Source organism: Planosporangium mesophilum (assembly GCF_016863255.1).
In the GTDB taxonomy this organism is placed as follows: domain Bacteria; phylum Actinomycetota; class Actinomycetes; order Mycobacteriales; family Micromonosporaceae; genus Planosporangium; species Planosporangium mesophilum.
Window position 1 is genome coordinate 37,486 of sequence record NZ_BOON01000010.1, and the last position, 13,761, is coordinate 51,246.

Below are 13,761 nucleotides of genomic sequence, written 5' to 3' on the forward strand. Positions count from 1 at the left end.
CGTCGGTCAGCGGGTGGCCCGCCGCCGCAGCCGGTCGATGACGACGGCCGCGACCAGCAGCACGCCGAGGACGACCTGCTGCGTGTAGCTGGAGACCCGGATCAGGTTCATCCCGTTGGAGAGCACCACCAGGAACAGCGCGCCGATGGCGACCATGCTCAGGCGGCCCTCACCGCCGAAGAACGAGGTGCCACCCAGGACCGCGGCCGCGATCGAGAGGATCACGTACTGGCCACCGAGGTTCGGCTCGCCGGACGAGACCCGGGCGGTGAGCAGGATGCCGGCCAGCGACGTCAGCGTGCTGCACAGCACGAAGGCGAGCACCTTGCTGCGGAAGACCGGCACGCCGACCAGCCGTGCCGCGTTCTCACCGCCGCCCACGGCGTAGAAGTACCGCCCGAGGGTGGTCCAGTTCAGCAGCAGGTACAGCACGCCGAAGACGGCGAGCGCGATCACCAGGGAGAGCGGCACCGTGCCGATGCTGGAGTTACCCAGCGCCGTGGTGAAGGCCCTGGGCAGGCCGGTCACCGGGCTTCCGCTGGAGATGATCAGCGCGAGGCCGAAGGCGACCGCGCCGCTGCCGATGGTGACGATGAAGGACGGTACCCGGAACTTCGCCACGACGACGCCGTTGACCAGCCCGATCACGAGGCCGAGCGCGAGGCCGGCGAGCATGCCGGCGAGGACCGGGGTGAACCCGTCACCGCCGACCTTCACCATCACGGTGCTGGAGACGACGCTCGTCAACGCGATGGTCGAGCCGACCGACATGTCGATCTCGGCGACGACGAGGACGAGCATCTGCGCCATCGTGATGATGAGTAGGAACGACAGCTGCCGTCCGATGTTCGTGCCGTTGAGCGGGGTCAGGAACCGCGGCTCGATCGACGCGAAGACCACGACCCCGGCGATGAGCAGGACGGGGAGCAGGCCGACGCGCAGCAGCGCGCTGACGATCCGCGACGGCCCCGACCGCCCGGCGGCCTCGGCCGGCTTGCCGACCACCGCCCCGTCTCCCGGCTTGGACGACCGCGCGTCCAGATCAAGCGGACTGGTCACGGTCCACACTCCCTGAAGTGACAGAAGCGTCGCGCGAACCGAAGAACGCGCGAACAACGTTTTCCTCGTTCAGTTCGTCACCGCGCAGGTCGGCCACGACCCGCCCCTCACGAACTGCGTAAATCCGGTGGGACATGCCGAGGATCTCCTCGGTGTCCGACGAGATGAGCACCACCGCGGCGCCCTGCTCGCACAGCTTGTTCATGTACTCGTACACGTCGGACTTGGCGCCGATGTCGATGCCGACCGTCGGCTCGTCGAAGACGTGTACCGGGAAGCTCTTGGCGAACGACCGCGCCAGCAGCGCCTTCTGCTGGTTCCCGCCCGAGAAGCCCAGGATCGAACGTCCCGGGTCGGCCGGCTTGATGGAGAGCGCCTTGACCACCTCGTTGGTCCGCGCCGTACCCTCGCGCCGGTTGACGATGCCGAACCGGGACATCGTGCCGGCGGCGACCGAGGGCAGCGTGATGTTGTCGCGCAGCGACGCGGTGGTCACCAGGCCTTCGGCGTGCCGGTCGGCGGGGTAGTAGATCATCCCGTGGCCCATCGCCCGCTTCGGACTCGGCTTGGCCAGCACCTTGCCGTCGATCTCCACGGTGCCGGTGTCGAGGGGCTCGAGGCCGAAGCAGGCGCGGCCGATCTCCGACTTGCCCGATCCGACCAGCCCGGCCAGGCCGACGATCTCGCCGGCCGCCACCTCGAACGACACGTCCTTGAGCAGGGGGCCGCGCAGCCCGGAGACGCGCAGCCGCACCTTGCCGGGCCGCGCGGAGATCCGCGGGTACAGCTTCTCCAGGGTCCGGCCGGACATCATCTCGACGAGCCGGTCGTCGGTGACGCCGGTGGCGGCGATCGTGCCGATCTTCTGGCCGTCGCGCAGCACGGTGACCCGGTCCGCCAGCTCCTTGATCTCGGCGAGCCGGTGGGAGATGTAGATGATGCCGATGCCCTGGTCGCGCAGCCCCGTGATGATCTCGAAGAGCCGCCGCGCCTCGCCGGCGCTCAGCGACGCGGTGGGCTCGTCCAGGATCAGGATGTCGGACCTGCGGTGCAGCACCCGGGCGATCTCGACCAGCTGCATCTGCGCCCGGGACAGCCCGGCGACCCGGGTACGCGGGTCGAGGTCGACGCCGATGCGGTTGAGCGCCTCGGTCGCGCCGGCGAGCATCCGCCGCTTGTCGAGCAGGCCCATCCGGCGCTGCTCGTGGCCCAGGAAGATGTTCTCGGCGATGGACAGGGCGCCGACCAGGCTCATCTCCTGGAACACCGTGCCCACGCCGTGGGCGGCGGCGCTGGTGGGGGTCAACGCCCCCAGCTCGCGACCGTCGATGAAGATGCTGCCCTCGTCCTGGCGTACCGATCCGGAGATCGTCTTGATCAGCGTCGACTTTCCGGCGCCGTTCTCACCGAGAAGGGCGTGGATCTCGCCTCGGCGCAGGTCGAAGGAGACCTGGTCGAGTGCCTTGACACCCAGGTACCGTTTCGTGATCCGTTCGGCGCGGAGAACCACGCCCTTCTCGTGATCGCTCATCATTCCTTCTTGACGCTCACTTGCCGCTGACGCGGAAGACCGGCTTGAAGTCGGCGGGCGCGAAGGTCGTCTCCGGGATGAAGGAGTCGAGGTTCGCGTCGGGGCCGGCAGCCGGCCCGCAGACCAGGATCGGCGCGGGGAACGCCCGGCCCTTCTGGTCGTCCAGCGGGATCTTCTCCAGCAGGCGGACGGCCATGTCGACGGCCATCCGGGCCTGGATGACCGGCTGGTCGGAGACGCCACAGGTGACCTTGCCGCTCTTGATCTCGTCGAACGTCGACGGGATCAGGTAGTCGGCGAAGATCTTGGTCTTGCCGCCGCCCACGTTGCCGGCCACGGCCGCGTCGGCCGTCACGGCGGTACCGGCGACCACCGTGATGCTCGGGTCGGACTGCAGGGTGTCCTCCACGAGCTTGAGCTGTACCTCCTTCGAGGTGTCGCCGTACTTGGTGGCCGCGATGTTGGCCGGGCTGCCGTTGACCGCGTCCTTGAAGCCGCTGTTGGCGTCCTCGGCCCAACCGGCGCCGGGCGGGCCGGGGAACCAGGCGATCTTCTCGCTCTTGTTCTGCTTCTTGAGGTAGTCGCCGACCGCGGCGCCCATCTCGCGCCAGTTCAGTACGGCCCGGGCGCTGACCTTCGGGTTCGAGATGCCGTTGAGCCCGTCGATCACGACGATGCCCTGGTCGACCAGCTGCTGGACCTTGGCGTCCAGGCCGTTGAAGCTGATCGCGCCGATCACGATCGCCTCGGCGCCGGCGGAGACGCAGTCGTCGATCTGGTTGAGCTGCTTGGACAGCTCGGTGTAGCCGCCGGCCTCGTACACGTCGAGGTCGACGCCGAGCCGCTTGGCCTCCTGGACTGCGCCGAAGTCGGCGGCCACCCAGTACGGATCGGACACGTGCGGTACCGCGAAGCAGATCTTCCACTTCTTCGAGACCAGGTCGGAGGGGATCGCGTTGTACACGCCCTCGGTCCGCTGCCCGTTGCAGCCCTCGGCCTTGGTCGCGGAGTCCTTGCAGTCCACGAACAGCGTGGGGTACCACCAGGCGTCGCTCTTCAGCGACTCCCGGATCTCCGCCGCGGATGCCTTGAAGCTGCCCTTGTCCGAGCCCGGGATCGGCTTGGAGGGGTCGTACTTGCTGCCCCCGCCGCCGCTGTCCGGCCCGGTGCTGCAGGCGCCGAGCAGGAGCGCGGACGCCGCGGCCAGTACCGCTAACGCCTTCGCCTTACGGTTGCGCATTCTTGTCTCCATCATGCGGGTCCTGCGCCTGGCGGCAGGAGTAGTCATCGATCGGTAGGGGAGGTTCAGTCGGTGTTCTTGCGGGGGGCCTTGCCGACCAGCTCGGCGCCCTGGTGCGCGGCGACGTTGACCTTCGCCTGCCACGGCCGCGACTTGCCGGCGGCCCAGACCAGTGCGGAGCGCACGTCGGCGAGCTGCCGCGGCCAGCGGGTGCCGACCTTGCCGTAGAGGCGCGAGTACTTCTGCGTCGCGTCGGTGACGGGGCGCTGGCGCGCCTCCCAGCCCAGCAGGGCCGACTCGACGTTGGTGGTGCCCTCGAGCATCATCGCGAGGGTGTAGCCGTTGGTCATCGCGAGGCAGGCGGCCTGGCCCAGGTTGGGCGACATCGCGCTCGCGGCGTCACCGATCAGCGCGACCCGGCCCTTGACCCAGCCGTGGCAGCGCACGTCCGAGAACGACGCCCAGCGGGAGACGTTCGGGATGCGGTCGAAGAAGTGGCGCAGGTGCGGGAACGACGCGCTCCACGACTCCACGTTGAACGGGCGCTCGCGGCCGGCCAGGTCGGTCGCGGGGCAGCAGGTGTAGATGTAGACCTGCTCGTCGGAGACGGGCGTGATGCCGACGCGGCGGCCGCCGTTCCAGTACTCCAGCGCGTGGTTGACCGGGTCGTGCGGCAGCCTCGGGACCAGGTGCCGGCTGCAGCCGTCCATCAGATCCTTGACCACGATGTTCAGCCCGACGGAGTTCCGCACCGCGGAGCCCACGCCGTCGGCGCCGACGATCAGGTCCGCCTTGTGCGAGGTGCCGTTCTCCAGGAACAGCTCGCCGTCCTCGGAGGCGCCCGCGACGAGTGAGTTCGTGACGATCTCGACGCCCGCGCGTTTCGCGGCGTTGCCGAGCGCCCGGTGCAGGTCGGTGCGCAGCACGGTGTAGAGGCGGACGTCGTCGGACTTCATCCAGTCGTCCTGGATGGGGCGCTGGCGCTCGTCGAACAGCCGCCAGCTCTCGATGCGCTCGGCGCGACCGAGCGCCTCGTCGAAGGCGCCGATGTGCTCGAGGACGCGGACCGCGTTTTCCCACATGAAGATGCCGGCGCCGATCTCGCGCAGCTCGCTGCCGCGTTCGTGGAGGCGCACGCTCCAACCGCGCTGCGCGAGTGCGGTAGCGACGGTCAACCCGCCGAGGCCGCCGCCTGCGACCTCTGCGTGACGCACCTCAGATGGCATGTGAAACGCCCTTCCACTGACCGGGACATGGTGAGAACTGCGGCGACTGCGCCGCGGTCCGGCTTAGCCGATGACAAGAAGTGAGACCCCGCTCACTCCAACGTCGGGGGTAGAACGTAAACAGTCAGATGATCGCCTGTCAAGGACCGAAATCGTCTGATCGTGTCTCTCGATGGCTGGATATCGGACAGGCGGACCGGAGATCACCCAACTGATGCCCGCCAACCCTCCTAGAGGGCTGGAATCAGTCGACATAAACCGTCCTTCGTCCGGATTTCGTGATTGACTGCGCATGCTTGGCCGGTTAGCGTCATATTCCCGCACTGGACGGTCATGAGTGACCCGGAGGTTCGGTACGTGGGGCGAGGTGGGGAGCCGACGCCCCCGGCGGACCCCTTTCGTTGCGAACCTCGAGGAGGACAGCCGGTATGGAACGCGCCGCGGATCTCGTGTTGGTCTCGAACCGGGTCATCTGGATGACCGACGGGGACCCCGTGACGCCCGGCTTCGTCGCCGTGCGCGACGGCGTCATCGTGGCCACCGGTCCCCGCGAGGAGGCCGACCGGTACGTCGGCGCCGGCACCGTCCTGCGCGACGTCGGGAACTCGCCGATCATGCCGGGCTTCGTCGACGTGCACGCGCACATGGAGGTGGCCGCCCGGACCGCGTACCAGACCGTCGACTGCCGGGCTCCGAGCTGCCGCGACATCCCGGCGGTGCTGGACAAGCTGCGCGCCCACCTCCAAGACGCCGTGGACGGCTGGCTTGTCTGCCAGTCCAACCTCTTCTTCGACCAGAAGCTGGCGGAGAAGCGGCTGCCGACCCGCGCTGAACTGGACTCGGTCAGCACCGAGATCGCGATCGCGATCCGCGCGGGCGGCCACGTCAGCGTGCTCAACACCCGCGCGCTGGAGCTGGCCGGCATCGACCGGACCTACCAGGAGGCCGACTACAGCATCACCGGCATGCCCACGGTCGAGCGCGACGAGCACGGCGAGCCGACCGGCGTGGTGAAGGAGATGGACAACCTCCTTCCGCTGCCGAAGCTGTCCGGCCCGGCGCTGCGCGCGGCCATCCGCGAGGGCGTACACGACCTCTTCACCGCCAACGGCGTCACCACCATCGGCGAGATCTCGGAGACCGTCGAGGGCCTGCGCGAGATGGACGGCCTGCACCGCGACGGCGAACTCGGCGCGCGGCTACGGGTCTACCTGTGGGCGCCCGGCACGGTCAGCCTCGACCAGGCGTGCGCCCACCGGGACTGGCTGGGGCTGACCGTGCCCGAGGAGCTGATGCGCATCCACGGGGTCAAGATGTTCTCCGACGGCGGCTACTCCGCGGCCAGCGCCGCGGTGAAGCAGCCGTACGTCCTCGATGGACACCACCACTGCGGCGAGGTCGCGCTGTCCGCCGACCAGATCGGCGACGCGCTGCGCCGGACCGCCGCCGCCGGGCTCCAGTTGGCGGTCCACGCCAACGGCGACCGGGCGCAGGAGGAGGTGTGCGCGGCCATCGAGGCGGCGGGCGGCCCGCAGCCCGGTGCTCCCGCACCCCGCGTCGAGCACGCCGGCAACTTCCTGCCCGAGCCCGAGGCGACCGAGCTGTGGCGGCGCGCCGGCATCATCCCGGTGCCCCAGCCGGTCTTCCTCTACACGTTCGGCGACTTCTTCCCGACCTACCTCGGCGACTACGGAAAGCTGGGTCGGTTCCCGATGCGCCGGCTGCTGGACGAGGGCTGGGCCATCACCGGCAGCTCCGACGTGTGGATCGGCTCGGAGGAGAAGGCCACCAACCCGTTCTTCAGCATCTGGTGCTGCCTGCGCCGGCAGTCGTTCCTGGGTGAGACCCTCGACGCCGACCAGACGATCACGCTCGTCGAGGCGCTGCGGATGCACACCGTCAACGGCGCGCACACCCTGGGCGAGGGGGACCGGTACGGGTCGCTCGAACCCGGCAAGTACGCGGACGTCATCGTCCTGGACCGGGACCCGTTCGCCTGCACCACCGACGAACTGCTCGACGTCCGGGTCGACGCGGTCTTCCTCGGCGGTCGCCCCGTCCACGACCGGCTGGATGAGGTGACCGGTCATCGCGGCGCCTAGAGCGGTACGCGACCACCCAGCGGCTATGTTGACTGCCATGCACGGATCGGAGTACCTCGTGTCCGGCTTCCTGGGTGCGACCTTCGCGGCGTCCGGTGACGCCGGCAGCGGCGTGCGGCTCTCCGAGCTCGACCGGTCGCTGATCCGGCTGCTGCAGCTCGACGGCCGGCAGTCCTTCGCCGCCATCTCGCGCGAGCTGCGGGTCCCGGAGAAGACCATCCGCCGGCGGGTGAACGAGCTGCTGGAGAGCCGGGTCATCCAGATCACCACGGTGGCCGACCCGGCGGTGCTCGGGTACAAGGTCGCCGCGATGGTCGGGGTGCGCGTCGACGGCAGGCGCGGCATCAAGCCGCTGGTCGAGTCGATGGCGACGCTGCCGTCGGTCGACTACGCAGTGATCACCACGGGCCGGTACGACGCCCTGGTCGAGGTGCTGTGCCGGGACACCGCGGAGCTGTTGACCGTGGTCGACGAGTCGATCGTCCGCGCGCCGGGGGTACGGTCGGCTGAGGTCTTCCCGTACCTGCAACTGCACTACCAGGAGCCGGCCTGGGACGTCGGCCAGCACAAGGGCGAGCACGGCCAGGCGGAGGAGCGCGAGCCGCTCGACGCGACGGACCGGCGGATCGTGGCCGAGTTGAGCACCGACGGACGGCTGCCGTTCGGGCTCGTCGGCGAGCGGCTCGGGATCTCCGAGTCGCAGGTACGCAAGCGCGTCACCCGCATGCTCCAGGAGAAGACGATCCGCATCTCGGCCATCGCCAACCCGCGCAGCCTCGGCTTCAACATGCAGGCGTGGGTGGGGATCAGGTGCGCGCCGGGGCACAGCATCACCGACCTCGCGCAGACCCTGACCAAGCTGCCGTCGATCAAGTACGTGGTGGCCTGCGCCGGGCGCTTCGACGTCTTCGCCGAGGCGGTCTGCCGCGACTCGCTGGACCTGATGCGGCTGGTGGACTCGGAGATCCGCACCCTCACCGGGGTGGCCGGTACCGAGGTCCTGCTCTGCCTCGAGCTGTACTACCGCGCGGTCCAGCCGCTCGCGCCGGACGATCGGGCCTGAGGCGTCGGCGCGCGAAGTTCACCCGCGGGCCACTTGCCAATCAGAGTCCGGATCACTGTTACTACAAAGGTGTAGGGAAACCATCCGCACTGGAGGAACAGTGTCCAAAAACCTTGCCAACCGGCTGTCGGGGCCGCGGCCGCGCCGCCGGGCCGCCGCGCTCGCCGGCCTGGCGGTCGCCGGCGTCGGGCTCGCCGCGGCGGCACCCGGCTTCGCCGCCGACCCGGAGCGCGCCGATGGCTCCACCGCCACGCCGGTCCAGCACGTCGTGGTGATCTTCCAGGAGAACGTGTCGTTCGACCACTACTTCGGCACGTACCCCAACGCGGCGAACACCGACGGCACCCGCTTCACCGCCAAGCCCGGCACTCCGAGCGTCAACGGCCTCACGGGTGCGCTGCTGACCGCCAACCCCAACACCGCAAACCCGCAGCGGATCCCGTCGACCATGCCGCTGACCTGCGACCAGGGCCACGGGTACACCCAGGAGCAGCAGGCGTTCGACGGTGGGCTGATGGACGCGTTCGTCGAGCACACCGACGTCGAGTCCTGCGCCGCGCCGGACAAGAGCATGCCCGGTCTGGTCATGAACTACTACGACGGCAACACCGTCACCGGGCTGTGGAACTACGCCCAGCACTACGCGATGAGCGACAACTCCTTCGGTACCGTGTTCGGTCCGTCCACGCCCGGTGCGATCAACCTGGTCTCCGGCCAGACCCACGGCGGGTACGCCGTGAAGCCGGACGGTACGAAGACCAGTGACTCGTACGTGGTGGCGTCCCCGGACGCGAACGGCGTGGGTACGGTGATCAACGATCCGGACCCGGCCTTCGATGACTGCGCCAACACCCGCAACCACCTGGCGATGCAGGGCAAGAACATCGGTGACCTGCTCAACGCCAAGAACGTCAGCTGGGGCTGGTTCCAGGGCGGCTTCCGGCCCACCTCGACGGTGAACGGCAAGGCGGTCTGCGGTTCCCAGCACGCCAACGTCGGCGGCGCGACGCAGACCGACTACAACCCGCACCACCAGCCGTTCCAGTACTACGAGTCGACGGCCAACCCGCACCACCTGCCGCCGTCGTCGCCCGCCGCGATCGGCCACACCGACCAGGCCAAGCACCAGTACGACCTGGCCGACTTCGACACGGCGCTGGCCAAGGGCAACCTGCCGGCGGTCAGCTTCCTCAAGGCGGCCAACTACCAGGACGGCCACGCCGGCTACTCCGACCCGATCGACGAGCAGCACTTCGTCGTGAACACGATCAACGCGCTACAGAAGTCCAAGGACTGGAAGTCCACCGCAGTGGTCATCGCGTACGACGACTCGGACGGCTGGTACGACCACGCGATGCCGCCGATCCTCAACGCCTCGAACACGAACCTCGACGCGCTGAACGGTCCCGGCACGTGCGGCAGCGCCAACCACGCGCCGCTCGGCGGCTACGCCAACCGGTGCGGGTACGGGCCGCGCCAGCCGCTGCTGGTGGTCTCGCCGTACGCGAAGAGCAACTTCGTCGACCACACCACCACCGACCAGACCTCGATCCTGCGGTTCATCGAGGACAACTGGAAGACCGGTCGGATCGGTGACTCCTCGTTCGACACCCTGGCCGGCCCGCTGACCAACATGCTCGACTTCAACCGCCACGACGACAACAAGGTCATCCTCGATCCGAACACCGGGGCGGTGCTGCACAGCTGACCTGCCCGCCGCTGCCGCCGGTACGCGCCGCGTACCGGCGGCAGCCCTATCTCGACCCCGATGGTGGCGCGCCAACGGTTTCGTCGCATATGCCCGCCCGACTACGGTCATTGGTCAACGTTGACCGAAGGAGCGGGCGATGAGCATCACCAGAGAGCAGTTCGCCGGCGGGTCCGGCGTCTTCCGGCGCAAGCCGATCGACCAGATCGCGGATGAGACCGAGGGAGGCCTGTCCCGGTCGTTGGGGCTGTGGCAGCTGACCGCGATCGGGGTCGGCGGCATCATCGGTGCGGGCATCTTCGCCCTCGCGGGTGCGGTGGCCAACGGGACGGCCGGCCCGGCCGTCCTCATCTCCTTCCTCATCGCAGGCATCGCCAGCGGCGCGGCGGCGCTGTCGTACGCGGAGTTCGCGGGGCTGATCCCGAAGGCCGGTTCGGCCTACACCTACGGGTACGCGGTGCTCGGCGAGATCGTCGGCTGGTTCATCGGCTGGGACCTGCTGCTGGAGTACACGGCGGTGGTCTCGGTCGTGGCGATCGGCATCTCCGGATACTTCGGCTTCCTGGTCGGCCAGTTGGGCATCCACCTGCCGCCCTGGATGCTCGGCGCACCGGGCACCGAGCCGCCCGGCGTGGCGGCCGGCAGCTACAAGGTCGACCTGTTCGCCGTGCTGCTGTGCCTGCTGATCGCGTTCCTGCTGACCCGCGGCATCCGGACGGCCGCCCGGTTCGAGACCCTCGTCGTCGGCCTCAAGATCGTCATCGTGTTGATCGTGATCGCGGTCGGCGTCTTCTACATCAAGCCGGACAACTACTCGCCGTTCTTCCCCTTCGGCGTGGGCGGCGCGCTCACCGGCGCCGCCACGGTGTTCTTCGCCGTGTTCGGGTACGACGCGATGTCGACCGCCGCCGAGGAGTCCAGGGACGGCCGGAAGCACATGCCCAAGGCGATCATCTACTCGCTCGTGATCTCGATGGTGCTGTACGCGCTGGCCTGCCTGGTGCTGACCGGCATGCAGTCGTACCACGACATCAACCCCAAGAGCGGCTTCTCGTCGGCGTTCGCCTCGGTGGGCCTGTCCGGGCTGGCGTCCGTGATCGCGGCCGGCGCGGTCGTCGGCATCCTGACCGTGATGTTCACCTTCATGCTCGGCGCCACCCGGATCTGGTTCTCCATGAGCCGGGACGGCCTACTGCCGCGCTGGTTCGCCAAGACCCACCCGGTGCGCCGGGTACCCACCCGGATCACGTGGATCACCGGTGTGGTGTCCGCCCTCATCGCCGGCTTCCTGCCGATCGCCGCGGCCGCCGAGCTGACCAACATCGGCATCCTGCTGGCCTTCGTCGTCGTCTGCGTCGCGGTGATCGTGCTCCGGTACCGTCGCCCCGACCTGCCGCGTACCTTCCGCACGCCCGGCATGCCGGTTGTGCCGATCGTCGGCGCACTGTTCTCGATCTGGCTGATCACGTTCCTCAAGCCGGAGACGTGGCTGCGCTTCGCGGTGTGGTTCGTCATCGGCATGGTCATCTACTTCGCGTACAGCCGGAGCCGGTCGGTACTGGCGCCCGGCAACGCGGACGGTGACGCCGCGCCGACGCAGCCCGGCAGTGACTCGCCGGCTCGCTGAGGGCTTCGCCGCCGGCCGCTCGGAGGCGTGTGCAAGGCTTCAGAGCGGTACACCGGCGACCTCGACCTTGCCCCATCGGGGGCATCAGCGAGGTCGCCGGCCTTGGCGAGTCCGCGAAGAAGGAGCACATGAGTACAGCACGTGAGCTGGCTGTCCCCCGGCGGGTCGACAGCCCGGTGCGTCCTACGAGGCCCCGCACCGCGCTGGGTCGCTGGCTGCTCGAGCACCGGGTGCAGCCGGCCGGGCCGGTCGCCGACGAGGCGCACGCGAAGCCGCAGGCGTGGTGGAAGGTCATGTGCCTGACCGGCGTCGACTACTTCTCGACCCTGTCGTACCTGCCGGGCATCGCCGCACTCGCCGCCGGGGCGCTGTCGCCGCTGGCGACCCTGCTGATCGTCGCGCTCACGCTGCTGGGCATGCTGCCCATGTACCGCAGGGTGGCCAAGGAGAGCCCGCACGGCCAGGGCTCGGTGGCTATGCTGGAGCGGCTGCTGCCGTTCTGGCGCGGCAAGCTGTTCGTGCTCGTCCTGCTCGGGTTCGTCGCCACCTCGTGGATCATCACGATCACCCTGTCGGCGGCGGACGCGAGCGTGCACCTGATCGAGAACCCGGTCACGCCCGGCTTGCTGCACGACCACGCCGTCGCGATCACCGTCGTGCTGCTGCTGGTCCTGGGTGGGGTGTTCCTGCTCGGCTTCAGCGAGGCCGTCGGGGTGGCCATCCCGCTGGTGGCCGCCTTCCTCGGGCTCAACGCGGTCATCGTCGTCGTCGGCCTGGTCGAGGTCTTCACCACCGGCGGCGCGCTGTCGACCTGGACCTCCGCCCTCACGACCGGCCACGGTGGGTTCGGTGGCCTCGTCGGGCCCGCCGTCCTCGCGTTCCCGCTGCTCGTCCTGGGCCTGTCCGGGTTCGAGACCGGCGTGAGCATGATGCCGCTGGTCGCCACCGACGGCCGCGACGACGAGCAGCGACTGCGCTCGCGCATCCACAACACCCGCAAGCTGCTGACGGCTGCCGCGGCCATCATGTCGGTCTATCTGATCGCGACGAGCTTCGTCACCACCGTGCTCATCCCGGCGAAGGAGTTCCAGCCGGGTGGCGCGGCGAACGGGCGGGCCCTGGCGTATCTGGCCCACGAACACCTGGGTGAGGCGTTCGGCACCGTCTACGACCTCAGCAGCGTCCTGATCCTGTGGTTCGCCGGGGCGTCCGCGATGGCCGGGCTGATCAATATCGTCCCCCGGTACCTGCCCGGCTACGGCATGGCGCCGGAGTGGGGCCGGGCGGTTCGCCCCGTGGTGCTCGTCTACACCGCGATCAGCATCGCCATCACCATCGCGTTCCGCGCCGACGTCAACGCGCAGGCCGGCGCGTACGCCACCGGCATCCTCGCCATGATGGTCTCCGGCGCGGTGGCCGTCACGATCTCCACCCTCCGCCGCCGGCAACGCGCCGCCACCGCGGGGTTCGCGGTGCTCACCCTGGTCCTGCTGTACGCCCTCGGGGAGAACATTCGCGAGAAGCCCGACGGGATCGCGATCTCCGGGATGTTCATCGCCGGGATCATCGCGGTCTCGCTCGTCTCGCGGGTGTCGCGCACCACCGAACTGCGCGCCGAGTGCATCGAGTTCGACGAAGCGGCCCGCCGGTTCGTCACCGACTCGCTGGCACACGACGGCGCCCTGAACCTGATCGCCAACCGCCGGCAGGCCGGCGACGTGGCCGAGTACCGGGCGAAGGAGGCAGACGTCCGCGGCATCAACCCGGTACCCGGCACCGCGGACGTGCTCTTCCTGGAGATCGACGTCGTCGACCCGTCGGAGTTCAGCGACGCCCTGTGCGTACGCGGGGTCGACGTGGGCGGCTACCGGATCCTGCGCGCGCAGAGCCCGGCCGCGCCGAACGCCATCGCCGCGATCCTGCTGGCCCTGCGCGACGCTACCGGGCTGACGCCACACTGCCACTTCGAGTGGGCCGAGGGCAGCCCGCTGGTGCACCTGCTGCGGTACCTGATCCTCGGCCGCGGCGACACCGCCCCGGTGGTCCGGGAAATCATCCGGCAGAGCGAACCCGATGCCGACCGCCGACCCCGCATTCACGTCGGCTGACGGACGCAGGTCCGCCAAGGGCGCGCGGTTCGTTTCGCACCATGCGCATGTCAATAGACAGGCGCGAATGCGATGTGGTCTTGTGGAGGTCAATCCA

The 13,761-nt window shown here is 69.2% G+C and carries 9 protein-coding genes; 5 read left to right on the top strand and 4 right to left on the bottom strand.

Annotated elements, in window-relative coordinates:
* Positions 1-6: 6 nt before the first annotated feature.
* The 4 genes from Pme01_RS06135 to Pme01_RS06150 all read right to left on the bottom strand — a co-directional run bounded on the left by Pme01_RS06135 (position 7) and on the right by Pme01_RS06150 (position 5,044).
* A complete protein-coding gene (locus Pme01_RS06135) occupies positions 7-1,059 on the bottom strand; it encodes an ABC transporter permease (protein WP_168114722.1) in 1,053 nt (350 codons plus the stop codon).
* On the bottom strand, positions 1,043-2,590 hold the full coding sequence (locus tag Pme01_RS06140) for a sugar ABC transporter ATP-binding protein (protein ID WP_168114723.1): 1,548 nt from the start codon (positions 2,588-2,590) through the stop codon (positions 1,043-1,045). The genes Pme01_RS06135 and Pme01_RS06140 overlap by 17 nt, the downstream gene beginning before the upstream one ends.
* A 16-nt stretch (positions 2,591-2,606) precedes the next feature.
* Positions 2,607-3,830 (bottom strand): TMAO reductase system periplasmic protein TorT, encoded by a 1,224-nt coding sequence (gene torT / locus Pme01_RS06145; protein WP_168114724.1) that lies wholly within the window; start codon positions 3,828-3,830, stop codon positions 2,607-2,609.
* A gap of 65 nt (positions 3,831-3,895) precedes the next feature.
* A complete protein-coding gene (locus Pme01_RS06150) occupies positions 3,896-5,044 on the bottom strand; it encodes an FAD-dependent oxidoreductase (protein ID WP_203935462.1) in 1,149 nt (382 codons plus the stop codon).
* 440 nt (positions 5,045-5,484) lie between these two features.
* On the opposite strand from Pme01_RS06150, the gene Pme01_RS06155 reads away from it, so the two are divergent.
* From Pme01_RS06155 to Pme01_RS06175, 5 genes are all read left to right on the top strand, one after another.
* The gene (locus tag Pme01_RS06155) at positions 5,485-7,158 is read left to right on the top strand and encodes an amidohydrolase (RefSeq protein ID WP_168114726.1); all 1,674 of its coding nucleotides are present in this window, start codon (positions 5,485-5,487) and stop codon (positions 7,156-7,158) included.
* Positions 7,159-7,195: 37 nt separating this feature from the next.
* A complete protein-coding gene (locus Pme01_RS06160; protein ID WP_168114727.1) occupies positions 7,196-8,221 on the top strand; it encodes an Lrp/AsnC family transcriptional regulator in 1,026 nt (341 codons plus the stop codon).
* A gap of 100 nt (positions 8,222-8,321) precedes the next feature.
* Positions 8,322-9,929, top strand: a complete 1,608-nt coding sequence (locus Pme01_RS06165; RefSeq protein ID WP_168114728.1) for a phospholipase C — start codon at positions 8,322-8,324, stop codon at positions 9,927-9,929.
* A gap of 139 nt (positions 9,930-10,068) precedes the next feature.
* Entirely contained in the window at positions 10,069-11,556 is a 1,488-nt protein-coding gene (locus Pme01_RS06170; RefSeq protein WP_168114729.1) for an amino acid permease, read from the top strand.
* 128 nt (positions 11,557-11,684) lie between these two features.
* A complete protein-coding gene (locus tag Pme01_RS06175; protein ID WP_168114730.1) occupies positions 11,685-13,664 on the top strand; it encodes an amino acid transporter in 1,980 nt (659 codons plus the stop codon).
* Positions 13,665-13,761 lie beyond the last annotated feature (97 nt).